This is a genomic window from Solirubrobacter phytolaccae, assembly GCF_027587195.1.
Taxonomy (GTDB): domain Bacteria; phylum Actinomycetota; class Thermoleophilia; order Solirubrobacterales; family Solirubrobacteraceae; genus Solirubrobacter; species Solirubrobacter phytolaccae.
Window position 1 is genome coordinate 21,650 of sequence record NZ_JAPDDP010000001.1, and the last position, 23,844, is coordinate 45,493.

Below are 23,844 nucleotides of genomic sequence, written 5' to 3' on the forward strand. Positions count from 1 at the left end.
CCGGCGACCGCTAGTTACTGAGTTGGACCAGGGCCCCGTCGGTCCAGTCCAGGGCCTCGCCGTAGGCGTGCGCGATGTCCACCAGGCTGACCCCGGAGGCGACGCACTTCTCGAACTCGCCGGCCTCGTAGGCCAGCACGCCGGCAAGGACCTTGCCCTCGGGCCCCTCGTGCTCGCCGAGCGCGCGCGTGGTGCGCTCGTCGAACGGCAGCTCGGCCAGCAGGTCGGGCATCCGCAGCCCCAGCAGCGCGTCCACGACCGAGAAGAGCCCGACGGTGAACCCGCGGTCGGCCTCGGCGCCGTCGGTGCGCGCGGCCACGAGCTCGCACAGGCGCGCGCGCAGCAGGCCGGTCTCCAGCAGGTGGCTCGGGCGGTCGTTGATGCCGGCGAGCACGAGCAGCGCCGCCCACCGGCGGACGGTGGAGGTGCCGAGCGCCATCAGCGCCTGCTTGATCGTGCCGACGGGATGGCGGCCGCCGTAGAAGGCCGAGTTCGCGAGCTTGACGAGCTTGAGCGAGAGGCCCGGGTCCTCGGCGACGACGCGCTCGAGCTGCTCGAACGTGGCCGCCTCGCCCGCGGCGAGCATCGACAGCGCGCGCAGCCGGTAGGTCGGCACGGACGTGCCCTGGACGACGACCGGCTCGGCGAAGTACTGGCCCTGGAAGGCGTCGAACCCGAGCCCGCGGCAGAAGCCGTAGACCTGGCGGTCCGGCACGCCGTTGGCGATCACGTTCAGCCCGCGCCCGCGCGCGGCGTTGACGTCGGCCTCGATCTCCTCCTCGGAGCGGCCGCGCACGTCGATCTTGACGCTCTCGGCGAGGTCGAGCAGCGCGTCGGAGGCGGTCGCCTCGCGGTAGCCGTCGAGCGCGAGCCGGAAGCCCGCGGCGCGCACCTCGCGCAGCACCGTCAGCAGCTCGCCGTCGACGTGGTCGTCGGCGGGCAGCTCGAGCACGACGCGCTCGGGGTCCAGCGGCAGCGGGTTCACGAGCAGCAGGAACTCGCGCGTGACGTCCACGTGAGCGGGCCGGTCACCGACGAGCTTGTGCAGGCCGATGTCGGCGATCGCCTGCGCCAGGATCATCGCGGTGGCCTCGTGCGGATGCGCCTCGGGAGGTGTGAGCAGCTCGAAGCCGACGATCCGCTCGACATGGTCGAGGATCGGCTGACGGGCGACGACCACCGCGGCGGCACGTTCGTTCGTCTCCCTGGCAAACCGAGCGCTGCTGTGAGACATACACCACCTATCGACGGGAGGACAGGGGCGCAGTGTAGGGCGCGGACCCCATACCGGGATCCGCGCCCGCACACAGGTTTACGGCGTGGTCGTGCCCAACATGAAGACCAGGGTCTTCCCGTAGGCGCCGGTCAGCAGCGGCTCATTGGCGCCGATCGACTGCTTGAAGCCGATCGTCGTCTTGTCGTTGCTCACCGGTCCCGCGTAGCTGCGCAGCAGCAGCGGCGTGCGATCGGCCTTGAGCGGGGCGAACGCGTCACCGACGCCGGCCCGCAGCGGCTGGGCGAGTGCGCTGGTCCGGTTCACGAGCCGGCCGGTGGCCGTGAAGCTCGGGTCCCGGACGGACAGCGTCGCGCCCTGGGCGGTCGAGATGACCGTGGCGTTGATGCTCGTCGAGTACTCCTTCTCGACGCCCGGCACGAACGTGCCGAACGAGCCCGGCGCGTCGAGCGTGAGCGCGAGCGTCTGCGGCACGCTGCCGGAGAGCCCGCCCTCGACCTCGGTCTCCACGACGCCGCACGCGGGGTCGCTCGTGATGCCCACCGCGACCTGCAGGCCGCCGAGCAGGTGCCCGAGGAACACCGGGTCCAGGTAGGAGGCCTCGGTGTGACCCAGGCCCGTGTACCAGGCGCGACCGCCGTCGTAGCGGTGGCACCAGGCGATCGGGTGGTCGTCGTCGACGCCGTCGGAGCCGTCGGCCTCGGCGTAGGTGGACTCGTCCATCGTCAGCAGCACGTGGACGCCCTCGGTGCCGCGGGCGCTGTAGTCCGTGCCGCCACCGTTGACCACGGGGTTGATCGGCGACTGGTAGTTGTACCACTCGTCAACGCGCGTCCAGCGCGCAGGAATCCCTGCAGTGGAGGCGTGGTCGTGGTCCTCGTTGACGACCGTCGCCGTCGGCGTGCCGTTCGGGTGGTTGCGGAAGTACGCGCCCACCAGCTGGCCGTACCAGGGCCACGTGTACTCGGTGTCGGACGCGGCGTGGATGCCGACGTAGCCGTGCCCGGACTGGATGTAGCGCTCGAACGCTTGCTGCTGCGCGACGTCCGGGAGCGTGTCGCCCGTGGTCGAGAGGAAGACCACGGCGTCGTAGCGGTTCAGGAACGCGTCCGTGAACAGCGACGGCTCCTCGATCGCGTCGACCGCGAAGCCGTTGTCCGTGCCGAGCTTCTTGATCGCCGTGATGCCCTCGTCGATCGAGGAGTGGCGGAAGCCCGCGGTCCGCGAGTAGACGAGGATCTTGAACTTCGCGGCCGGGTCGAGCTCGGCCGGCAGGACGTTGACGGTCAGCGTGCGCGTCGCCACGCCGCCGAACGGGTCGGTCACGCGCAGCACGGGGGAGTAGGTCCCGGGCTGGGCGTACGTGAACGCCGCGTCCTTGGTGGTGGTCTCGAACGTGCCGTCGCCGTCGAGGTCCCAGCTGTAGCTGACGGTGTGCCCGTCGGCGTCGGTCGCCGCGCCCGTGAAGGTCACGGCGAGCGGCGCGATCCCGGCCTGCGGCGTGGCCACGGTGGCGGCGCCGATGGTCGGGTTGCGGTTGGCCTGGACGGTCACCGGCAGCTCCGCGGAAGCGGTCCCGCCCTTGCCGTCGGACACGGTCACCCTGACGGTGCGCGTGGCGGCGGTGGTGAACGTCTTGGTCGGGTTCTGCTCGGTCGACGTGGTGCCGTCCCCGAAGTCCCACGCGTACGTGAGGCTGTCGTTGTCGGCGTCCGCGCCCGTGGCCGTGAAGGCCACCGGCACGCCCACGCGCACGTTCCCGGTCGGCGTCCGCGCGGCGGTCACCGTCGGGTTCGTGTTCGTGCACGTCGGCGGCACGTTCGCGCCTTCGACGCTGAACCAGTCGAACGTCGGCGTGACCTGCGTCGTGGCCGCGTTCGACAGCGCGTACACGCCGATCTGGGCGTTGGCCGGAAGCGCCGTGGAGGCGCGGCCGACGGTCGTCCAGGCGGTCCCGTCCGTCGAGTAGGACCCGACGAGGTTCGTGCCGTTGTAGACGATCCGCAGGTAGAAGTCCTGCGGGAACGTCGCGGCCAGGTTCGCCGTGTAGTCCTGCGAGGCGTTGCGCGCGGTGGCGGCGACCTCCTGGATGAACTCGAACTTCTCCGTGTTGGTCGCCGTGGCCGTGTTGGTGGCCGTGCGGTCGATCTTCACGTAGTTGTCGTCGTTGCCGTAGACGATCAGGCCGGCCTGCTGGTACTGGACCAGGCCCTTGTGGTTGACCTTCGTCGTGATCGTGAAGGCGCCGGACGGAGCCGGGCGCAGCACGAGGTTCTTGCCGGTGTTGGTGGTCTGGTAGAGATCGCCGGCCTGCGTCGGGATGCTCAGCAGCCCGTTCGCGACCGAATGCGTGCCGTCGCCACGGACGATGCTCCAGCCGGCGCCGAGGGCGGAGCCGTTGAAGTCGTCGCGGTAGCCGGCCGTGCAGGTGGCGCCGGTGACCTTGACGTTCACCGTCGCGGACGCCGTGCCGCCCTTGCCGTCGGAGACGGTCACCTTGGCCGCGTAGTCGCCCGCGGTCAGGTAGGTCTTCGAGACGTTCGCCAGCGCGGAGCTGCCGCCGTCGCCGAAGTCCCACGCGTACGTGAGCGTGTCGCCGTCCGGGTCGGTGCCGGTCGCGCTGAACGCGATCGGCGCGCCCGTGGCCACGTCACCCGTCGGGGTGCGCGCGGCCGTGACGGTCGGGGCGCGGTTGGCCTGGGTGACCACGACGTTGACCGTCGCCGTCGCCGTGCCGCCCTTGCCGTCCGACACCGTCACCTTCACCGCGTAGGTGCCGGCGGTGGCGAACGCGTGCGCCGGGGAGGCCGAGCTCGCGTTGGCGCCGTCGCCGAAGTCCCAGGCGTAGGTCAGGGCGTCGCCGTCGGGGTCCGAGGCCGTGGCCGTGAACTCGACGCTCGTGCCCGTGGTCACGTCACCCGTGGGCGTGCGCGTGGCGACGACCGTCGGGTTCTGGTTGGCCTGCGGCGCCTTGCCGCAGGCGGCGGACGGCGTGACGCCGGCCGTGATCTCGATGCCGGCCTGCAGGTGGCTGAGCATCGTCGCGTCCGTGAACGACGCGTCGGTGTGGGCGAGGCCCGTGTACCACGAGCGGCCACCGTCGTAGCGCTGGCACCAGGCGATCGGGTGATCGTCGTCGGTGGAATCGGTCCCGTCCGCCTCGGCGTAGGTCGACTCGTCCATCGTCAGCAGGACGTGCACGTTCGCGTTGGCGCGCGGGCTGTAGTCGGTGCCGCCGCCGTTGACCACGGGGTTGACCGGCGACTGGTAGTTGTACCACTCGTCAGTGCGACTCCACCGATCAGGGATCGCTGCGGTGGACGGGTCCGTCTTGTCCTCGCGGACGATCGTCGCCGTAGGCGTGCCGTTCGGGTGGTTGCGGAAGTACGCGCCCACCAGCTGCCCGTACCACGGCCAGCCGTACTCGGTGTCCGCGGCGGCGTGGATGCCGGCGTAGCCGCCGCCCGCGCGGATGTAGCGCTCGAACGCCGCCTGCTGGGTGTCGGTGAGCACGTCACCGGTGGTCGAGAGGAAGATCACCGTGTCGTAGTGGCTGAGGATCTCGTCGCTGAACCACGCGCTGTCCTCGGTCGCGTCGACCTGCCAGGTCTTGCTGGCGCCGAGCTGCTTGAGCGCGGTGATGCCGACGCCGATGTTCCCGTGGCGGAAGTTCGCCGTCTTGGAGAACACGAGCGCCCGCAGCTTCGCGGCCGGGTCGTCGGCCGGCAACACCTCGATCGCGACGGTGCGGGTGGCGACGCCGCCCTTGCCGTCGGTCACGGTCAGCTTCGCCGTGGAGCTCACGCCGTACGCCGCCGTGGCGGTGGCGCCGCGCGCGTCGATCGTGCCGTCGTTGTCGTAGTCCCACAGGTACGTGAGCGGGTCACCGTCGGCGTCGGTCGCCGCGCCCGTGAAGTCGACGGCCAGCGGGGCGACGCCGAACGTCTTGGACGCGGTCGCGGAGCCGATCACCGGCGCCGTGTTCGCGCCCGTCCCGGGCACGCAGTTCGGGTCCGGCGGCACGTTCGGGCCGTCGAGCGTGAACCAGTCGAACGTCGGCGTGACCGTGGTCGTCGCCGCGTTCGAGAGCGCGAAGAAGCCGACCTGCGCGTTGGCGGGCAGCGGCGTCGACGCGCGGCCGACCGTCGTCCACGTCTCGTTGTTGGTCGAGTACGCGGAGGTCAGGTTGGTGCCGTCGTAGCTGATCCGCAGGAAGAAGTCCTGCGGGAACGTCGACGCGAGGTTCGCCGTGTAGTCCTGCGTGGCGTTGCGCGCGGTGGCGTTCTGCTCCTGGATGAACTCGAACTTCTCGGTGTTGGTCGCGGTGGCCGTGTTGGTGGCCGTGCGGTCGAGCTTGACGTAGTTGTCGTCGCTGCCGTAGACGATCACGCCGGCCTGCTGGTACTGCACGAGGCCCTTGTGGTTGACCTTGGCCACGATCGTGAACGGGCCGCTCGGGGCGGGCCGCAGCACGATGTTCTTGGCCGTGTTGGTCGTGGTGTAGAGGTCGCCGGCCTGGGTCGGGATCGACACCACGCCGTTGCCGACGGTCAGGTTCTGGTCGCGCCGGACGACGGTCCAGCCGCTCGCGAGGTCCGCGCCGTTGAAGTCGTCGCGGAACCCGGTCGGGCACTGGCCCACGGCTGCGCCGACCGTGACCGGCGTCTGCACGTAGGTGACGCCGCCGTCGGCGTCCGTGACCGTGACCGTGGCGACGTAGGTGCCGGGCGCGCCGTACACGTGCGCGGGGTCCTGCTGCGTCGACGCCGCGGTGCCGTCACCGAAGTCCCACGCGTACGTCAGCGCGCCGGCCCCGTCGGGGTCGGACGCCGTCGTGTCGAAGACCGTCGTGATCGGCGCGTTGCCGGACGTGGCGATCGCGTCGACGGACACGAGCGGCGGCGCGGTGGCCGCGGCGCCCTGGCCGACGAACTCGATCTGGTTGAGGTTGAGCAGCTGGCCGCTCGCGCCCGCGTTGCGGAACACGAGGAACAGCTCGGTCGTCCCGGACGTGGCCGGGATCGGCAGCGTCACGGTCTTGTAGGTCTGGTTGCCGCCGGTCGGGGCGATCTGCGGCGTGGCGGCCACGAGCGGGCCGGTCGCCGAGCCCGTGCGGACCTCGATCGCTCCACCGTTGGCGGCGGCTGCGACCCGGAACCGCAGGGCGTTGATGCCCTTGAGGCTGATCGGCTTGTAGGAGACCCAGTCGCCGTCCTCGATCCCGGTGACGTTGAGGCCGCCGCCGATCACGTCGGCGGTGTTCTGCGTCGTCACGCCGGGGCTCGCGGAGGCGAAGAACTCGGCCTGCTTGGTCTTGGGCTGCAGGATCGCCTCGGCGCGGCCGGTCAGCGGCGCGATGCCGCCCGGGCCGCCCTTGTCCGTGTAGGAGACGCCCAGGACGGTGAACGTGTTGGCCTCGGCGCCGTGGCCGGAGGTCAGGCCCGCGTTGACGGTGCCCTCGCAGCCGACGTGGTCGGAGAGGCCGTGCGCGTGCTCGTCGTGGCCGAGCTGGACCTTGACGATCACGTCGTTGCACGAGATGCCCGAGCCGGTCGAGCCGTCCTCGGGGTCGGTGACCGAGATCTTGTACTTGATCTTGTCCGTGAAGGACGCGATCTGGCCGTTCTCCGGGAACTCGATCTTGACCTGCGGCGTGCGATTGCCGACGGTCACGACGGTGTTGGAGACGCCCGTGAGGCCGCCCGCGTCGGAGACGGTGAGCTTGACCTGGTAGGTGCCGTTGGCGGCGAACGTGTGCGACGGGTTGGCCTGCGTCGAGGTCTGGCCGTCACCGAAGTCCCACGCGTACGTGAGGGCGGTGCCCTCGGGGTCGGCCGAGCCGGCGCTCGAGAACGCGACGGTCAGCGGGGCGAGACCCTCGGTCGGCGTGGCCGTGGCCTTCGCCGTCGGGTTCTGGTCGCCCTTGAGGTAGTCGACGCGGTAGACGCCCGAGTCGGCGTTGTTGCCGTTGAAGCCCGAGCCCCACTCGATCACGTAGAGCGCGCCGTCGGGACCGAAGTCGAGGTCCATCGGCCGCCGGTAGCCCGTGCCGCGCGCGAACGCCTGCACGCCGGTCATCTGGCCGGAGGCGTTGAGGTCGGCGGTGCGGATCCAGCCGTTGTTCCACTCGGCGATGAACCACTTGTCGTCGTAGAACGCCGGGAACTTGCGCGAGGAGACGAGCGTCGGGTCGTAGTGGTAGCGCGGGCCGCCCATCGGGGCGCCGCCCGTGCCGAGGCTCGCGCCGAAGCGCGGGTCGGTCTCGTTGAACGCCAGCCAGGCGCTCGCGCCGCGCGCGGGCGGGAGCGTGGTGCGGCCCGTGTTGTTGGGCGAGTCGTTGACCGGGTTGGCGCAGTCGAACTTGGCGCCGGAAGTCGAGGTCGCGAAGTTGTAGTCGTTGTACGGCGTGTTGTCGCGGATGCAGTAGGGCCAGCCGAAGTTGCCGGCGCTCGTGATCGCGTTGAACTCGACCGAGCCCTGCGGGCCGCGGTTGGCGTTGCCGGCGCTGGCGTCCGGGCCGTAGTCGCCCATCAGGACCCAGCCCGTCTCGGGGTCGACCGTCAGTCGGAACGGGTTGCGGAAGCCCATGCCGAAGATCTCCGGCCGGGTCTTGTTGTCCGCGTCGGCGGTCTCCGGGAACAGGTTGCCGGCGGGGATCGTGTACGTGGTGTCCACGCCGGGCGTGCCCGTCGGGATCTCCTTGGGCATGACCCGCAGGATCTTGCCGTTGAGGTCGTTCGTGTTGGCCGAGGAGCGCTGCGCGTCCCAGGCCTCACGGCCGGCCCGCTCGTCTATCGGGTTGAAGCCGTTGGAGTCGAACGGGTTGGTGTTGTCGCCCGTGGAGATGTAGAGGCTGCCGTCGGGGCCGAAGTACAGCGACCCGGACGAGTGGCAGCACTGGCCGCGCTGGTGCTGGAAGGTCAGGATCTTCTGCTCGGACGCGAGGTCGAGCGTGTCGCCGTTGACCTTGAAGCGGGCCACCACCTGGGTGTTCGAGCTGTCCGGCAGCTGCGAGTAGAAGAGGTAGACCCAGTTGCTGAACGCGAAGTCCGGCGCCAGCTGCAGGCCGAGGAGGCCGTTCTCCTGGCTCGTGGTGACGGGCACCGTGCCCGCGGTGACCGTCTGCTGCGTGTTCGGCTTCCAGATCATCAGCCGACCGTCACGCTCGATGTAGAAGACGCGCCCGTCCTGCGCTACGTCCAGCTCCATCGGGTTCTGCGTGTTGTCGTCGAGCGTGACCTTCTGGAAGTCCGCCGCGACGGGATCTTGCGCGTACGCGACGCCGCTCCATCCGAGAACGACCAGCAGCGCCGCCATCGTGGCGACCGCTGCCGTGAGGCACCGACCCATAGCTCTCTCCTTCGCTACCTGACTGGACGTGCGCCTCGTGCAAAGGCCCGTGTAGCCCGGTCCTGCGAATTCGGCGCGAGCCTACACAAATTGCTCGCTTGTGTCTAACTGTCTGACAAGTTAGGGTTGGCGTTCTCATGGAGGAGCGCTGGAACGAAGCCGTGGAGGCGGTGGTCTACGAGCTCGCCCGCCACAACGGCGAGAGCCCGCTGGACCGCGGCGCGGCCCTGCGCAGGCGGGTCACGGAGCTCGCGGGCGATCTCGGCCTGGCCTGCGCGTTCGACCAGCTGGCCGCGGAACGCCGCTGGCACCGCGAGGAGAGAGGGGAGGAATCGGAGTCTCGTGTGCGGGCGCGGATGTATCGCGCCGCCTTCACGGCTACGCTGATGGCCGCCTGATGAGCGGTCTCGCCGTCACTCCGATCTCCATGACCGAGGCAGTCGTCGTGTCGTTGCGCGAGAAGATCCTCGACGGCGCGATCGAGCCTGGCGCGCCGCTGCCCGAGGCCGACCTCACGAAGGAGTTCGGGGTCGCGCGGCCGACGGTGCGCGCCGCGATCCAGACGCTCTGCCACGAAGGCTTGCTGAAGCGCGAGCGCAACCGCAGCGCGTTCGTCCCGCTGCTCACGCGCGAAGAGGTGCTGGACCTGTTCAGCGTCCGCATCCCGATCGAGTGCCTGGTCGTCCGTGAGCTGCTCACGCGCGGCGCGCCGCTGGACGCCGTCCACGCCGCGATCGAGCCGCTCGCGAACCTGAAGGCCGACTCGCCGTGGAGCGCGGTCGTGGACGCCGACATCGGCTTCCACCACGCGCTCGCACGCTCGGTCGGCTCGCCGCGCCTGGAGCGCCTCTACCTGTCGATGAGCGGCGAGATCCGCCTCTGCATCGCGCAGCTGCGGCCGTCGTGGGCTTCACCGGCCGAGCTCGGCGCCGAGCACCGCGACCTGCTCGCGGTGCTCGAGCGTGGGGACGTGGACGAGGTCGAGGCGCGCATGACCGCGCACCTCGATCGCGCGCTCCACGACCTCACCGATTAGACGACCGCTTCTTCTTCCTTCAGCCGGGCCGGCTCGCCGTGCCAGGCGGCGTCGAGGATCCGCTCCAGCTGCAGCGTTCCGAGCGGACGCGGGTTGTTGTCGATCAGGCGCCGGAAGCCGATCGAGGCCTCCGCCAGCTTCGGCAGGTCCTCGCGCTCGATGCCGATCTCGGCCAGCGAGGCCGGGAGGCCGATCCGCTGCCCGAGGGCGTGGACGTGGCCGACGACGTCGCCGTCCGGGCTCTCCATCGCGATCGCGAGCGCGGCCAGGTCGTCGGGCCGGGCGGGGCGGTTGAACTCCATCACGTAGGGCAGCAGCAGGCCGGTGCCCAGGCCGTGGGAGGTGTGGGTGGCGGCGCCGACGGCGAACTGCAGCGCGTGCGCGGTGGAGACGCCGGAGTTCCCGAACGCGATCCCCGCGAGGAGGCTGCCGTAGAGCATCCCGGCGCGGGCCTGGAGGTCGTCGCCTTCCGCGACCACGCGCTCGAGGTTCGCGGCGATGTGCCCCGCCGCGGACAGCGCCAGCGTGTCGCTGAGCCCGTTCTTGCCGATCTGCGGGCGGCTGAGGACGAGGTCCACGCTTGGCGCCTCGGCCGCGGCCATGTACCCCTCGATCGCGTGCGAGAGCGCGTCGATGCCCGAGTGCGCCGTGACCGTCGTCGGCGCGCCGAGCGTCAACCGCGGATCGCAGATCGCGTGGCGTGGGATCAGGTGCGAGCTGGCGACGCCCATCTTCATCGCGGTCGCGGCGTCGGTGATCACGGCGACCGGCGTGGCCTCCGAGCCCGTGCCGGCGGTGGTGGGCAGCGCGATCAGCGGGAGGACCGGGCCGGGCACCGAGTTCACGGCGTAGTAGTCCGACAGCGCGCCGCCGTGCGCAAGCAGCAGCGCGGTGACCTTCGCGAGGTCGATCACGCTGCCGCCGCCGACGGCGACGATCACGTCGGGCTGCGTCTCGCGGCCGAGCGCGACCGCGGCGTCGACCGCGGCCGGCGGCACGTCGACCTCGGCGTCGGTGCAGACGGCGACGTCCAGGCCCTCGGCGCGCAGCGCCGTCTCGACGATCCCGAACCCGGGCGTGCCCGCGATCACGGGGTCGGTGATCAGCAGCACGCGGCGGCCGTGGGTGGCGGCCACGCGGCCGGCGGCCTCGGCCATCCCGGTCCCGAACAACACCTGGGAGGGCGCACGTAGAACAGCGAACAGATCCATCAGTCCTCCAGGAAGCTCAAGACGAGGCGGTTGAACTCGGCGGGGTGCTCGAGCGGTGACGCGTGGCCGCAACGGCCGAAGAGGTGTGCCCGGACGTCGGGCAGCGTGTGCAGCAACGGGATCACGCTGCTGGTCGGCGGGACGATGTGGTCGTTCGCGCCGTGGATCAGCAGCACGGGCGCGGCGATCGTCGCCAGCTCGCCGGGCGTGAGCGACAGCGCGTCGACCCAGCGCTGGCGTGGGGCGGGGAACAGCTCCCGGTAGTCCGGCTGGGCGCGCATGGCCTCCAGCCGCGCCGCGACGGCTTCTTCCCCCGGCGGATCGTGGAAGATCAGCCGCAGCAGCGAGCGCGCCTCGGCCTCGGTCGGCCCGGTCGCCCACAGCTGGTCCAGCGCGGGCGGCAGCGGCATCGGGTAGCCCATCGTCCCGACCGCGACGACCTTCGTCACGAGCTCGGGCCGGCGCGCCGCCAGCATCAGCGCAAGCGCGCCGCCGGCCGAGTTGCCGATCACCGCGCACGGCTCATCGACCAGACCCTCGACCCAGCTCGACCAACCTAAAGGCCCAGGGCCTTTATCTTCGGCGCCGAACCCCGGCAGGTCGGGTGCGTGCACCTGGAACCGCTCGCCGAGCGCGTCGACGAGCGGGTTCCAGGCCGCCCCCGTGGACCCTGGGCCGGAGCCGTGCAACAACAGCACAGGGACCATGGGACGGATCAGGCGGGGACGGCGGCGCGCTCGAGCACGTTCATGAACGCGCGCGACCACTCGGGCATGTCCGGCCAGCCCCGGCAGGAGACCATGTTCCCGTCGACGACGTCCGGAGCGTCGACGAGGATCGCGCCGGCGTTCTCCATGTCGCCCCACAGCGGCGGGAAGGCCGCGGTCTTGCGGCCCTTGAGCAGGCCGTAGACGGCGGGCACCTGCGGGCCGTGGCAGATCGTGCCGACCGGCAGGTCCTTCTCGAAGAAGTACTCCGTGATCCGGCGCACGTCCGCGTCCAGGCGGATGTACTCGGGCGCGCGGCCACCGGGGATGACGAGCGCGACGTACTCGGACGGATCGACGTCGGCGAACGCGATGTCGACCGGCAGCTTGCGGCCGTTCTTCTCCGTGTAGGCGTCCGAGTTCGGATCGAAGTCGTGGATGACCAGCTGGACCTCACGGGTCGTGAGCCCGGCGACGACGGCGTCGTAGCCGCCCTCCCTCAGCCGGTAGATCGGGTACATGGCGTCGAGCTCCTCGGCGGCGTCACCGACGAGGACCAGGACCTTCTGCTGCGACACGTGGCTCTCCTCTCTCCCTGATTGCTCTTGCAAGAACCTGAAAGGTTTCAGTCGAACGCAAAGTACTTGGGCTCGAGGAACTCGAGCAACCCGTGGTGTCCGCCTTCGCGCCCGAGCCCGCTCTGCTTGGCGCCGCCGAACGGCGCGGCGGGATCGGACACGACACCGCGGTTGAGGCCGACCATGCCGGTCTCGATCTCCTCGCCGACCGCCATCGCCCGCCGCAGATCGCGGCTGCAGACGAAGGCCACGAGCCCGTACTCGGTGTCGTTGGCCAGGCGGATCGCCTCGTCCTCGTCGGTGAACGTCATCACCGGCGCGACCGGTCCGAAGATCTCCTCGCGCAGCAGCTCGCTGCCGGGCTGGACCCGGTCGAGCACGGTCGGCGGGTAGAAGAAGCCCGGGCCTTCGAGCCGCTCGCCGCCGCAACGCACACGGGCGCCGCGGGCGACCGCGTCGGCCACCAGGCGCTCGACCTTCTCGCGCGCGGCCGCGTTGATCAGCGGGCCGAGCTCCGCGCCTGGCTCCAGGCCCGGCGCGACCTTCACGGCCTGCATCGCCTTCGTCAGCCGAGCGGTGAACGCCTCGGCGACCGACTCGTGCACGAGAAAACGATTCGCGGCGGTGCACGCCTCGCCGCCGTTGCGCATCTTCGCCGCCATCGCCTGCGCGACCGCGATGTCCAGGTCGGCGTCCTCGAGCACGAGGAACGGCGCGTTGCCGCCGAGCTCCATCGACGTGCTGATCACGCTCCGCGCCGCGAGGCCGAGCAGGTGTCGGCCGACCGCGGTCGAGCCCGTGAAGCTGAGCTTGCGGACGCGCGGGTCGGCCAGGATGGCCTCGGTCAGCGGACCGGGGTCGTCGGTCGTGACAACGTTCACGACGCCCTCGGGGACGCCCGCCTCGCGCAGGATCTCCGCGACCAGCAGGGCGGTCAGCGGCGTCTCCTCGGCGGGCTTGAGCACGACCGTGCAGCCCGCGGCGAGGGCCGGGCCGAGCTTGCGCGTGGCCATCGCGGCCGGGAAGTTCCAGGGGGTGATCAGCAGCGAGACGCCGATCGGCGCGTGCTGCACGAGCATCCGGTTCGTGCCCGCGGGCGCGGTCGCGAAGTCGCCGTTGGCCCGCACGGCCTCCTCGGAGAACCAGCGCAGGAACTCGGCGGCGTAGCCCGCCTCGCCACGCGCCTCGGCGAACGGCTTGCCCATCTCGCGCACGATCAGGTGCGCCACGTCGTCGAGACGCTCGGTCATCCGGTCGAAGGCGCGGCGGAGGGTCTCGGCACGCTCGCGCGGGGCGCGCGCGGCCCAGTCCGCGGCCGCGGCCGCGGCGGCGTCGACCGCCGCCAATCCGTCCTCCGGCATGGCCGCGGGGACGGTCTCGATCACCGACCCGTCAGCCGGGTCGAGCACGGGAAAGCGGGACCGCTCTGGCGCAAGAACCATGGTCTGACTGTATGACACGGTGATAGGCAATGCAAGAAATTGCCAAAGGGGTTGACAACGAATGCAAAGAGTCCGTAGGTTTTTGCAAGCCTCGTGCAAGGTTCGCAGTGCCCGCCGTTTATTCGGAGCAGGTAGTAGGACCAACCCTCGTGGAGGAGGAGCAATGAAGGGGAGACTCGCGGTCTCGGCATCGCTGACGGCGATGGCCGCTGCGGTCACGCTTGCCGCATGTGGCGGCGGTGACGGTGGAGAGGGAAGCGCGTCCAAGGCGCCGGCGAAGACGTCGGCGCTGTCGGACAAGCCGATGGAGCTGACGTTCCTGTGGTTCGAGTGGCCGCCCGCGGCGGCGCTCGAGGAGCTCGGCAAGGAGTACACGAAGACGCGCCCGAACGTCACGGTGAAGGTCAACACCGTGCCGAACCCGCAATGGCACGACGCGATCTTCACGCAGTTCGCGGCACGCAAGACGAACTTCGACCTGCCGATCCTGGATTCCCAGAACATCGGTGAAGCGGTCGACAACGGCTCGATCCTCGACCTGACGGACTTCGTCAAGGAGAACGTCGACACCTCGCAGTACGACCCGTACTTCCTCGCGGCGTACGGCCAGTACCCGCAGAACACGACGGGCGTGGCCGATCCGGACGCCAAGACCTACGGCCTGCCGCTGCTCGGCGACACGTGGTCGATGATCTGGCGCAAGGACCTGATGGGCGACACGCCTCCCGCCACGTGGGAGGACATGATCGCCGCGGCCAAGAAGTGCCAGGACGAGAACGAGGGCATGAGCGGCCTCGCGTTCCACCAGGCCGGCACCGGCGACGCCGCGGCCGTGACGTACAACGTCATGAACGCGCTCTACGGCGGCGAGCTGTGGAACCAGAAGGACAAGAAGATCGAAGGCGTCATCAACGACGCCGCCGGCAAGAAGGCGATGGACGTCCTCGTCAACCAGATGGTCCCGCTCACGCCCAAGGGCTCGAGCAACTGGTTCATCGACGAGGTCAACGCCGCCATCTCGCAGGGCCAGGTGTGCGTCGGCTTCCAGTGGATCGCCGCCATGGGCGGTCTGACCGACCCGGCGTCCTCCAAGCTCGGCACGACCAAGGAAGAGATCCTCGAGAAGCTCGCCTTCGCGCCGCTGCCCAAGCAGGTCACCGACAAGAAGCCGCTCGGCGGCATGGGTCTGCACGTCTCCAAGTACATCCCCGAGGAGAAGCAGGCCGAGGCGCTGAACTTCATCAAGTGGTTCCAGACGCCTGAGGCGCAGAAGAAGTGGGCGCAGCTCGGCGGCGTCCCGGCGCGCAACGACGTGCTCAACTCGCCCGACTTCCTCGAGGCGACGCCCTACAACAAGGTCTTCACCGACTCGGTCAGCCAGCTGAAGGACTTCTGGAACCTGCCCGAGTACGCGAAGCTCCTCAACGTCCACTCGACGCAGGTCAACGCGGCCATCTCCGGCACGCAGCCGCCCGAGGAGGCGCTGGACAAGCTCGCCGCCGACGAGCAGAAGATCCTCGACGAGAGCGGCGGTCTCTAGCCGCCGTAGGCGACAACCCCTGGAGGCCGGCCGCCCGCGCGGGGCCGGCCTCCAGCCGCCGTACAGCTCAAAAAAGCAATGGCCAACACGCTTCAGACACCTCCCCAGAGCGCGCCCCAGGCGGAGCGCCTGGAGGCGCCCCCCGCCGCGAAGCGCTTCGCGTTCCTGACGGACCGCAAGCTCAGCTTCCTCTTCATCTCGCCGGCGATGGCGCTGCTGCTGTTCCTCTCGATCTGGCCGTTGCTGTGGTTGCTCGGCCTGTCGTTCACGGACTACTCAGCCACGCGCGACTCCGGCTGGGGCTGGATCGGCCTCGACAACTACATCGAGGTCCTGACGTCCCCGGTCGTCCACGCGCGCGCCCTGACGACGCTCGTCTTCGTCGTCGGCGCGGTCGCTCTGCAGACGATCCTCGGCTTCACCATCGCCTTCCTCATCTCGCGGCGCGTCAAGGGCCGCGGCGCGATCACGACGCTGTTCCTGATCCCGATGATGCTCTCGCCGATCGTCGTCGGCCTGTTCTGGAAGTTCATGCTCGACGTGCAGTTCGGCGTCGTGAACTCGTTCCTGGACAGCCTCGGCCTCGGCCGCGTCGAGTGGCTCACGCAGCAGCGACTCGCGCTGTTCTCGCTGGTGATCGTGGACACCTGGCAGTGGACGCCGTTCATCATGCTGATCGCCCTCGCGGGCCTGACGGCCGTCCCGAAGTACCTCTACGAGGCCGCGGAGATCGATCGCGCGTCCGAGTGGTTCAAGTTCCGCCGGATCACCTTCCCGCTGGTCTGGCCGCTGCTGCTGATCGCGATCATGTTCCGGGCGATCGAGGCCTTCCGCCTCTTCGACCTGGTCTACATCCTCACGGGTGGCGGTCCGGGTGGCACGACCGAGACGCTGTCCTTCAACGTCTACAAGGTCGCGTTCTTCGGCTTTGACACCGGCCTGGCGTCCGCCTACGGCATCTTGATGGTGGTCGTGGTGACGATCGCCGCGCAGTTCTACCTGCGCTACCTCAACCGGCTTCAGGAGAGCTAGGCGATGGCGACCCACATCCAACCCGAAGGCCTGGCCGACAAGGGCATCGCGGGAGAGACCGTGGATCCCCCGGTCCGGCGCGAGCGCAAGTTCGGCTCGGGCGTCGAGATCCTGCTGCTCACGATCTTCATGGTCGTGATGCTGTTCCCCGTCATCTGGATGCTCGAGACGGCGCTCAAGGAGACGAAGGACATCTACGCCGTCCCGGCCAAGGTGTTCTCCTTCAGCCCGACGCTGGATCACTTCCAGAACGTGTTCAGCTCCGACTCGCCCGTGTTCAAGGGCTTCGTGAACTCGGTCATCGTGGCCGGCTTCTCGACGCTGATCGCGACCGTGCTCGGCGTCCCCGCGGCGTGGGCGTACTCGCGCTTCACGCTCAAGGCCAAGAAGGACCAGCTGTTCTTCATCCTCTCGACGCGCTTCATGCCGCCCGTCGTGGTGGTGATCCCGGTCTTCCTGATGTTCCGCGACCTGTCGCTGCTGGACACGCGGCTGGGGCTCGTCCTGGTCTACGCGGCGTTCAACCTGCCGTTCACGATCTGGATGATGAAGGGCTTCATCGACGAGGTCCCGGCCGAGTACGAGGAGGCCGCGATGCTCGACGGCTTCTCGCGCTTCGAGGCCTTCTGGCGCGTCACGATGCCGCTGCTGATCCCCGGCATCGCCGCCACGGCGGTGTTCGCGCTGATCTTCAGCTGGAACGAGTTCGTGTTCTCGATCTTCCTGATCACCGATCCGGACACGCGTACGGCGCCGTCCGCGATCGCGGGCCTGATCGGCGGCACGACGATCGACTGGGGCCTCGTGGCCGCGTCCGCGATGACGTTCGCGGTGCCGGTGCTCGTGTTCGCCTTCCTCGTCCGCAAGCACCTCGTTGCGGGCGTGACCCTCGGGGCGGTGCGCAGGTAATGGCCGAAGTCCTCGTCAAGAAGCTCCACAAGGCGTTCCCGGACGGGACCGTCGCGGTCGAGGAGCTCAGCCTGGAGATCAACGACGGCGAGCTGTTCGTCATGCTCGGCCCGTCGGGCTGCGGCAAGACGACCACGCTGCGCTGCATCGCGGGTCTGGAAGAAGAGACGTCGGGCGAGATCCGGATCGGCGACGAGGTCGTCTCCGGCCTGCGCCCGTCCCAGCGCGACATCGCGATGGTGTTCCAGTTCTACGCGCTGTACCCGCACCTGAGCGTCAAGGAGAACATGGCGTTCCCGCTGCGGGCGGCCAACCGGCCCGAGTCCGAGGTCGAGGAGCGCGTCGCCGAGGCGGCGCGCATGCTCCAGCTCGAGCCGTACCTGACCCGCAAGCCGAGCAAGCTCTCGGGCGGCGAGCAGCAGCGCGTGGCCCTGGGCCGCGCGATGGTGCGCCACCCGAAGGCGTTCCTGATGGACGAGCCGCTGACCAACCTGGACGCCGAGCTGCGCGCGGACATGCGCGCGGAGGTCAAGCACCTCCAGCAGCGGCTGGGCGCGACGATGGTCTACGTCACGCACGATCAGACCGAGGCGATGGCCCTCGGCGACCGGATCGCGATCATGAACAAGGGCAACCTCGAGCAGCTCGGGGCCCCGATGGAGGTCTACAACCGGCCGGCGACGCTGTTCGCGGCGCGCTTCATCGGCTCCCCGCCGATGAACCTGATCGAGGCCGAGGTCACCAACGGGCACCTCACGGCCGCCGGCGATCTGCGGATCACGGCGCCCGAGGGCCTGCAGCGCGGCCAGAAGGTGATCGCGGGCGTGCGGCCGGAGGGCCTGACGGTCAGCGAGTCCGGCGAGGGCGTCAAGGGCCGCGTGGTGTCGAAGGAGGCGCTGGGCGACGAGACGATCTTCGTCGTCGAGTGCGAGGCCGGGCTCTTCCACGTGCGGATGCCGGCGACGGCGCGGTTCGAGGAGGAGCAGGTCGTGGCCGTGCGCCACGTGGGTGCCGCGCCGCCCGCGTACGACCCGACGAGCGAGAAGGTGGTGAGCGCACCGTGAGCAGTGCAATCGTGGCGGAAGGCGTCTCGAAGTCCTTCGGCGAGGTCGAGGCGCTCAAGCACCTGGAGCTGGACATCCCGGACGGGTCGTTCTTCGTCCTGCTCGGCCCGTCGGGCGCGGGCAAGACGACGACGCTGCGGGTTATCGCCGGGCTCGAGAAGCCCGACACCGGCCGGGTGCTCCTGAACGGGATCGACGCGACGGGGGCCAACCCCGCCGAGCGCGACCTCGCGATGGTGTTCCAGAGCTACGCGCTCTACCCGAAGCAGACGGCGGCGCAGAACATCACGTCGCCGCTGCGGGCGCGCAAGCTCTCCAAGGCCGACATCGACACGCAGCTCAAGCGGGTCGCGGAGCTGCTGCACATCGAGGAGCTGCTCAACCGCTATCCGGCGCAGATGTCGGGCGGGCAGATGCAGCGGATCGCACTCGGGCGTGCGCTCGTGCGCGACCCGCGGGCGTTCCTGATGGACGAGCCGCTCACGAACCTCGACCTCAAGCTGCGCGTGGAGATGCGCACGGAGCTCACCCGCATCCACCGGTCGCTCGGCCGCACGTTCCTGTACGTCACCAACGACCAGGTCGAGGCCATGTCGATGGCCGACCAGGTCGCGGTGCTGCGCCAGGGCACGGTCCAGCAGGTGGGCAAGCCGACCGAGATCTACGACCGGCCGGCCAACCGCTGGGTGGCGTCGTTCGTCGGCTCGCCGCGGATGAACCTGCTCCAGTGCACGGCCAACGGGAAGATCGAGGGCGAGGGCTGGTCCTTGCCGAACCCCGGCTTCGGGGTCCAGGGCGACCACAAGGCGCTGTTCGGCGTGCGCAGCGAGGATCTCTCGCTCGACGTGCGTGACGAGGCGGTGTCCCTGGCCGGCAAGGTCTACGCCGTCGAGCCGCTCGGCGATCGCACGCTGGTCGACGTCGAGATCGGCGGGCAGCGCGTGATCATCAAGGCGCCGCCGACGGCCTCGTACACGATCGGCGAGCAGGTCCGGGCAGCCGTGGACATGGAGCGCGTCCACCTGTTCGACGCCGAGTCCGAGCAGGCGATCGCGAGACGATGACCGAAGGCCCGCTCCCTCCGGTCCTGAGGCGAGCGAAGATCCTCGAGCGCGTCTCGCGAGACGGCGGGGCGTCGCTCGCGGAGCTGGCGTCCGAGCACGCGGTCTCGCCGGTCACGGTCCACCGTGACCTGGAGCTGCTGTCGGGGGAGGGGTTGCTCGAGCGCGTGCGTGGCGGCGCGCGCTCGCTCCCCGAAGCTCGCCCGCGGCAGATCGAGACCGCGTGGAACGCGCGCGTGCGCGAGGCCGCGCACGAGAAGGACGCGATCGCCGTGCGCGCGCGGGAGCTGGTGGAGGACGGCTCGACGATCTTCGTCGACGCGTCCTCGACCGGGCTCGCGCTCGCGCAGGTGCTCGAGCTGCGCCCGCCGACGGAGCTGACGCTGGTCACGAACTCGCCCGCGATCGCGCTGGGCCTCACCGCCGACTCGATCCACGTGATCGTGCCGCCGGGGGAGCTCAACCAGCACATGCGCGTGCTCACCGGGCGCTGGACGGTCGACTTCCTGGAGGAGCTCAACATCGCGGTCGCGTTCATCTCGGCCGCGGGGGTGACGCTCGAGCACGGGCTGACGACCTCGCGCAGCGCGTTGGCCGACACGCTCAACGCGGCCGCGGCGGCCGCGGCGACGACGGTCGGCCTGCTGGACTCCTCGAAGTTCGGGCGCGCCTCGCTGCTGTCGATCCGGCCCGCGACGGCGCTGGACCTGCTGATCACCGACGACGGGCTGGACCCGTTGACCGCGGAGGAGTTCCGCGCGGCGGGCGTGCGGCTGCTGATCGCCGAGCGCCCGGTGCTCGTCGAGGACGGGTTCTAGCTACTCGAAGGAAAAGATCTGGTTGGTCTGCGTGAGCTCGAACAGGCGCTCGACGGCGGGCCGGAGCGGGCCGCGGAGCTTGAAGTCGGTCTGCTCGCGCAGGGCCGTGAGCAGCGCGCGCAGGCCGGTGGAGTCCATGAACGCGAGGTCGGACAGGTCGATCCGCAGCGGGCGGCCGTCGACCCCGGCCAGCGCACCGGCCAGGACCGGCTCGCTCACCAGGTCCAACTCGCCGTTGAGCCGCAGCACGACGGCGCCTTCCTCGTCCTCGACGTTGACGTCGAACCTCGGCGGGCGGTAACTGGCCGCTTCGGGGGCGGAGCTCATCGCGTCCAATGATCGCATCATGCGGCCGGATCGCGCGCAACCTCGAACGTATGGCGTCGGTTGATGACGACGTCGCGCACGGTCCACGTCCAGTCGCCACCGGTTTGCGTGGAGACGATCAGGGGCCGTGCCGGGGGACCGTCGGCGTGCGCGCCCGTGGCGAGGTCGAAGCGCCGAACCCCGAACACGAGCGGGTCGGCGCCGGGGCTGAAGGCGTAGAACACGCGGCCCGCGGACAGCGACGGGCTCACGTAGAAGACCTCGCCGTCGCTGTCGCAATCGTCATCGAGCGTTCGCCGTCCCCTGTCCTTGAGGGCGTACGCCAGCACCTGGTAGGTGACGCGCGAGGCGATCTCGCTGTCGCACCGCGTCCGCGGCGGGACCTGCTGCCACCCGACGACGGCGAGCCCGTCGGTCGCGTCGATCGCCGTCGGACCGCGATTGCCGCCGTCGGCCACATCGGTCTGCCGGCCGCCCGGGCGCGGCAGCCGCTGCTCGCGGTAGGGCGAGAAGGTCGCCGACACCAGCTCCGGGATCCGGACACCGCGGCGGGCCCCGCGCGCGAACACCAGCCGGCCTCGGTCGATGGCGGGGAGGAACTCGGAGCGCGCACGGCGACTCGGCCGCGCGAGTCGCCGCTCGCGTCGGGCTGCGACGTCGTACTCGTACAGGTCGCAGCGCGCGTTGAACACGTGGATCGGCAGCCCCGTGCGCAGCTGCTGACGGTCGTAGCGCGCGCAACGCGAGTAGACCGCGACGACGCGGCCGCGGCGGTCGACGCCGAGGTCGACGTCGAATGCCGCGCCACGGGGTGCGACGTCGGCGTGGCGTGCTCGACCTCCGTGCCACACGATCAGCCGGAACCGGCGTCCCTCGTAGCGGCTCCACGCCGCGTACGAGCCCCAGGCGGCGACGGAGGTCGCCGCCTGCTCGCGCGCGACGACCTCCGCCCGCGCGGGAGAGACGACGGCGGCCGCGAGGGCCGCCGTCAGCATCGGGATGGCGCTACGGCGCCACCGGGCAGGTGATCGGGTTGCCTTCGCGGGCATCCTTGAAGAGGTCGTACGCGGTTCGCGTCGGGAGCCCGTCGGGATAGGCGACGAGGCCGGCGTCGAAGTTCGGGTTGCCGATGAACGAGTAGTAGTAGAAGCGCCGGTTGCGGAGACTCAGATCGGGCAGCTCCGCGAGCAGGCAGCGCATGGCGCGATCGACGTTCCCCACGAGCCGGGCCTTCCCGTTCACCCGACGCCGGACTCCGACCTCGGTGATGTGGATGGTGGGGTCGTCGCCCGGGATGCGCGTCGCCTTCTCGAACGCCCGATACCGCTTCCAGCGCCGCGCTTCCTTGTCCTGCTGGGACACGCCGGTCTGGGTCTTCGGCGTGACCCGCTGGTCGGTGTCCTCGTACGCGTGCCAGGCCCAGGTCTTCGGCTTGTGACCCATGCCCAGACGGTACTGCTCGAGGTACTTCTTGCCCCAGTTCGGATCGCGGTTCCCCACCGACCCCATGCCCAGGTCGGCGAAGTCGCCCGCGAGGACCGCGCATCCGGGTGTGCGGTTCTTGCAGATGGCGTTCAGCTGCTGCCAGAACAGGCCGGCGCGGAACGCGCCGCTGTTGGTCTCGTCGGCCGCGCTCGTGACGTGGTGGATCGAGGCCACCGGCTGCCCGCGGTCCGAGGTCGGATCGCTGGTCGGCTCCAGGTTCGGCTCGTTCCAGGCCGTGAAGAGCGTGACCTGCTTCAACGGGGCGAGCAGCGAGCCGGGCAGCGCGTTGCCGACCTGCGTGAAGAACGAGCTCATCAAGTCCACGTAGCTGCCCGGCCCGGTCACCCCGGGGATGTTCCCGAGCTTGGCGCACTGGGTGCCGTTGGCCGGCTTGAGCTCATGGCACTTCTCGAACGAGAAGAGGATCTCGGGTCCGGGGACCACGGTGCCGTCCGCCAGGTCGTTGGACGCCAGCGCGTTGGCGGCCCAGATCGCCGCGTCCTCGAGCTCGCCGGTCGGGTCGTTCGGGCCGTCGTGATGGTTCAGCGCGACGTTCCACGGGACGATGTGCCGCACGTACTTGACGTCCAGGGCCTTGAACTCGTCCGTCGTGAAGATGTTGAAGTCGGTCACCCGGGTGTCGTCGGCGATCCCGAACCCGGAGGGGGTGGTGTTGCGCGCGGACGGCTCGGGCAGCGCGACATCCTCGGGGGAGAGGTCACCTTCGCCGCAGTCGAGCGGCGTGGTGCAGGCCCCGTCGTCGCCGTCGCCGAGGTCGATCGGGCCGTCGCTGTCGGCGTCGGTCACGTCGAAGCTCGCGTTCGAGCAGGTGTACTCGGTGTGGCCGTTGGGATACGTGACGGTGGTCTTGACCGTGGCGCCCGTCGAGCACTCGTCGTCGGGGACGGTGTAGGCGAAGCCCCAGATGTCCTCGGACGCGTCGACGGGGTCGATGACCTTGAGCTGCGTGACGCGATGCGAGGTGTCGTACTGGAAGCGGGCGTCGACGCCGAGGGACGTCGTGACGCGCGTCATGAACGGCCCGTCGGGGGCCGTGGCGCCGGGGGCGGGCTGGTAGTAGGGGAGGTACTCGTAGGTCGTCACGCGACCGTCGGCGTGGGTGTGCCCGTCGATCAACGTGCTCTGGTGCGCGTGGTCGACGCCGAGGAGCTGCTCGCGGTCGTGCAGGTCGTTGTAGCCGTTGATCTGGCCGTACCAGCCGTAGAACATGTGGATGCCCGGGCCGTCCGAGTACTCCCACGTGGTCTCGATCAGGCCGTAGTCCCCGGAGTTGGTGACCTGGTGACCACCGGGGCGGACCTCGGAGATCTCGGGGCCGTTGGACCAGTACGAGCGCACGGTGCCGTCCGGCTGGGTGATCTGGTAGGTCCCTGTGCCGCCCGGCGGCGTGTAGGCGAGCACGTAGCCGTCGTCCTGCTGGTTCACGAACGTGCTGCCGGACTTGGTGAACGTGCGCTGGTACCCGCCGACGTCGACCTGGACGACCGTGTTGTCGGAGCCCGCGACCGGGAAGCGCAGCACCGTCTCACGCCCTGACCAGCCGGGAGCGAAGTTCAGCTCGATCTGGCCCATCGAGTTGTAGTAACGGCTCTGGTCCCACACGGTGCCGTCGCTCGTCGTCAGCGAGTCGTCGCGCTGGCTCAGGAAGAGGTTGCCGCTGGCGACGTTCACCGAGACCGAGATGCGGTCGTCGAGGTCGACGCCGACGACGTTCGGGGCGGGCCCGGTCGGTGACTCGGCCACGGCGACCCCAGGTGGCGCGAGACACGACACGGCGACGAGGAGCAGCAGGGCACGGCGTGCACGAGCGGACATCAGACCCCCAACTTGAGATTGGCGCGCGGTAGCCAAGGGATCGGGACGCCGGTGGTCAATCGCGAACCGACGAAATGTCAGCCACTGAACAGATTCTGTGAACCGAGGTTCCAGCCGTGTGTGATCAGGGAACGCCGATCGATCCGGGGGAGGGGCGCGTGTACCCGGAGGCCGGACGGCGCGGGCCGGTCCGGCCTGGAGCTCCCGACGCACC

At 70.0% G+C, this 23,844-nt stretch carries 17 protein-coding genes; 8 read left to right on the forward strand and 9 right to left on the reverse strand.

Features of this window, described 5'->3' with window-relative positions; genetic code table 11:
• Positions 1 to 10 precede the first annotated feature (10 nt).
• Both OJ997_RS00100 and OJ997_RS00105 read right to left on the reverse strand, forming a co-directional pair.
• Complete coding sequence (locus tag OJ997_RS00100; protein ID WP_270022932.1) at positions 11 to 1,180, reverse strand: EAL and HDOD domain-containing protein; 1,170 nt, start codon at positions 1,178 to 1,180, stop codon at positions 11 to 13.
• Positions 1,181 to 1,312: 132 nt separating this feature from the next.
• Positions 1,313 to 8,584, reverse strand: a complete 7,272-nt coding sequence (locus OJ997_RS00105; protein ID WP_270022934.1) for a ThuA domain-containing protein — start codon at positions 8,582 to 8,584, stop codon at positions 1,313 to 1,315.
• A 137-nt stretch (positions 8,585 to 8,721) separates the two neighbouring features.
• On the opposite strand from OJ997_RS00105, the gene OJ997_RS00110 reads away from it, so the two are divergent.
• Complete coding sequence (locus OJ997_RS00110) at positions 8,722 to 8,982, forward strand: hypothetical protein (protein WP_270022935.1); 261 nt, start codon at positions 8,722 to 8,724, stop codon at positions 8,980 to 8,982.
• Positions 8,982 to 9,620, forward strand: a complete 639-nt coding sequence (locus OJ997_RS00115) for a GntR family transcriptional regulator (protein WP_270022936.1) — start codon at positions 8,982 to 8,984, stop codon at positions 9,618 to 9,620. The genes OJ997_RS00110 and OJ997_RS00115 overlap by 1 nt, the downstream gene beginning before the upstream one ends.
• On the opposite strand, the gene OJ997_RS00120 is transcribed toward OJ997_RS00115, so the two are convergent.
• The 4 genes from OJ997_RS00120 to OJ997_RS00135 are packed head-to-tail and all read right to left on the reverse strand — an operon-like array spanning position 9,617 to position 13,558.
• Positions 9,617 to 10,831 (reverse strand): iron-containing alcohol dehydrogenase, encoded by a 1,215-nt coding sequence (locus OJ997_RS00120; protein WP_270022937.1) that lies wholly within the window; start codon positions 10,829 to 10,831, stop codon positions 9,617 to 9,619. The two genes, OJ997_RS00115 and OJ997_RS00120, sit on opposite strands and share 4 nt — an antisense overlap.
• Entirely contained in the window at positions 10,831 to 11,529 is a 699-nt protein-coding gene (locus OJ997_RS00125) for an alpha/beta fold hydrolase (protein WP_270022938.1), read from the reverse strand. The genes OJ997_RS00120 and OJ997_RS00125 overlap by 1 nt, the downstream gene beginning before the upstream one ends.
• A gap of 17 nt (positions 11,530 to 11,546) precedes the next feature.
• The gene (locus OJ997_RS00130; RefSeq protein ID WP_270022940.1) at positions 11,547 to 12,116 is read right to left on the reverse strand and encodes a DJ-1/PfpI/YhbO family deglycase/protease; all 570 of its coding nucleotides are present in this window, start codon (positions 12,114 to 12,116) and stop codon (positions 11,547 to 11,549) included.
• A 47-nt stretch (positions 12,117 to 12,163) separates the two neighbouring features.
• Complete coding sequence (locus OJ997_RS00135) at positions 12,164 to 13,558, reverse strand: NAD-dependent succinate-semialdehyde dehydrogenase (RefSeq protein ID WP_270022941.1); 1,395 nt, start codon at positions 13,556 to 13,558, stop codon at positions 12,164 to 12,166.
• A 163-nt stretch (positions 13,559 to 13,721) separates the two neighbouring features.
• Here OJ997_RS00135 and OJ997_RS00140 point away from each other — a divergent pair, with 163 nt between their 5' ends.
• The 6 genes from OJ997_RS00140 (at position 13,722) to OJ997_RS00165 (ending at position 19,982) form a co-directional block, all read left to right on the forward strand.
• A complete protein-coding gene (locus OJ997_RS00140; RefSeq protein WP_270022942.1) occupies positions 13,722 to 15,098 on the forward strand; it encodes an extracellular solute-binding protein in 1,377 nt (458 codons plus the stop codon).
• A 78-nt stretch (positions 15,099 to 15,176) separates the two neighbouring features.
• Complete coding sequence (locus OJ997_RS00145; protein WP_270022943.1) at positions 15,177 to 16,130, forward strand: carbohydrate ABC transporter permease; 954 nt, start codon at positions 15,177 to 15,179, stop codon at positions 16,128 to 16,130.
• A gap of 3 nt (positions 16,131 to 16,133) precedes the next feature.
• Positions 16,134 to 17,039, forward strand: a complete 906-nt coding sequence (locus OJ997_RS00150; protein WP_270022944.1) for a carbohydrate ABC transporter permease — start codon at positions 16,134 to 16,136, stop codon at positions 17,037 to 17,039.
• Positions 17,039 to 18,103, forward strand: coding sequence for an ABC transporter ATP-binding protein (locus tag OJ997_RS00155; RefSeq protein ID WP_270022945.1), 1,065 nt, complete (start codon positions 17,039 to 17,041; stop codon positions 18,101 to 18,103). The genes OJ997_RS00150 and OJ997_RS00155 overlap by 1 nt, the downstream gene beginning before the upstream one ends.
• Positions 18,100 to 19,167, forward strand: a complete 1,068-nt coding sequence (locus OJ997_RS00160) for an ABC transporter ATP-binding protein (RefSeq protein WP_270022946.1) — start codon at positions 18,100 to 18,102, stop codon at positions 19,165 to 19,167. The genes OJ997_RS00155 and OJ997_RS00160 overlap by 4 nt, the downstream gene beginning before the upstream one ends.
• Positions 19,164 to 19,982: a DeoR/GlpR family DNA-binding transcription regulator gene (locus OJ997_RS00165; protein WP_270022947.1), complete on the forward strand. Its 819-nt coding sequence runs from the start codon at positions 19,164 to 19,166 to the stop codon at positions 19,980 to 19,982. Before OJ997_RS00160 ends, OJ997_RS00165 begins: the two co-directional genes overlap by 4 nt.
• On the opposite strand, the gene OJ997_RS00170 is transcribed toward OJ997_RS00165, so the two are convergent.
• From OJ997_RS00170 to OJ997_RS00180, 3 genes are read right to left on the reverse strand one after another with little or no spacing between them, the layout of a single operon-like run.
• Complete coding sequence (locus OJ997_RS00170) at positions 19,983 to 20,309, reverse strand: STAS domain-containing protein (protein ID WP_270022948.1); 327 nt, start codon at positions 20,307 to 20,309, stop codon at positions 19,983 to 19,985.
• Between the two features lie 17 nt (positions 20,310 to 20,326).
• A complete protein-coding gene (locus tag OJ997_RS00175; protein WP_270022949.1) occupies positions 20,327 to 21,304 on the reverse strand; it encodes a hypothetical protein in 978 nt (325 codons plus the stop codon).
• A 10-nt stretch (positions 21,305 to 21,314) separates the two neighbouring features.
• Positions 21,315 to 23,630, reverse strand: coding sequence for a hypothetical protein (locus OJ997_RS00180; RefSeq protein WP_270022950.1), 2,316 nt, complete (start codon positions 23,628 to 23,630; stop codon positions 21,315 to 21,317).
• Positions 23,631 to 23,844: the final 214 nt, after the last annotated feature.

Coding starts and splice junctions, on each gene's coding strand:
- OJ997_RS00105 (WP_270022934.1), bottom strand. CDS start 8,584: ATGGGTCGGTGCCTCACGGCAGCGGTCGCCACGATGGCGGCGCTGCTG.
- OJ997_RS00110 (WP_270022935.1), top strand. CDS start 8,722: ATGGAGGAGCGCTGGAACGAAGCCGTGGAGGCGGTGGTCTACGAGCTC.
- OJ997_RS00115 (WP_270022936.1), top strand. CDS start 8,982: ATGAGCGGTCTCGCCGTCACTCCGATCTCCATGACCGAGGCAGTCGTC.
- OJ997_RS00120 (WP_270022937.1), bottom strand. CDS start 10,831: ATGGATCTGTTCGCTGTTCTACGTGCGCCCTCCCAGGTGTTGTTCGGG.
- OJ997_RS00135 (WP_270022941.1), bottom strand. CDS start 13,558: ATGGTTCTTGCGCCAGAGCGGTCCCGCTTTCCCGTGCTCGACCCGGCT.
- OJ997_RS00140 (WP_270022942.1), top strand. CDS start 13,722: ATGAAGGGGAGACTCGCGGTCTCGGCATCGCTGACGGCGATGGCCGCT.
- OJ997_RS00145 (WP_270022943.1), top strand. CDS start 15,177: ATGGCCAACACGCTTCAGACACCTCCCCAGAGCGCGCCCCAGGCGGAG.
- OJ997_RS00150 (WP_270022944.1), top strand. CDS start 16,134: ATGGCGACCCACATCCAACCCGAAGGCCTGGCCGACAAGGGCATCGCG.
- OJ997_RS00155 (WP_270022945.1), top strand. CDS start 17,039: ATGGCCGAAGTCCTCGTCAAGAAGCTCCACAAGGCGTTCCCGGACGGG.
- OJ997_RS00165 (WP_270022947.1), top strand. CDS start 19,164: ATGACCGAAGGCCCGCTCCCTCCGGTCCTGAGGCGAGCGAAGATCCTC.
- OJ997_RS00170 (WP_270022948.1), bottom strand. CDS start 20,309: ATGAGCTCCGCCCCCGAAGCGGCCAGTTACCGCCCGCCGAGGTTCGAC.
- OJ997_RS00175 (WP_270022949.1), bottom strand. CDS start 21,304: ATGCTGACGGCGGCCCTCGCGGCCGCCGTCGTCTCTCCCGCGCGGGCG.
- OJ997_RS00180 (WP_270022950.1), bottom strand. CDS start 23,630: ATGTCCGCTCGTGCACGCCGTGCCCTGCTGCTCCTCGTCGCCGTGTCG.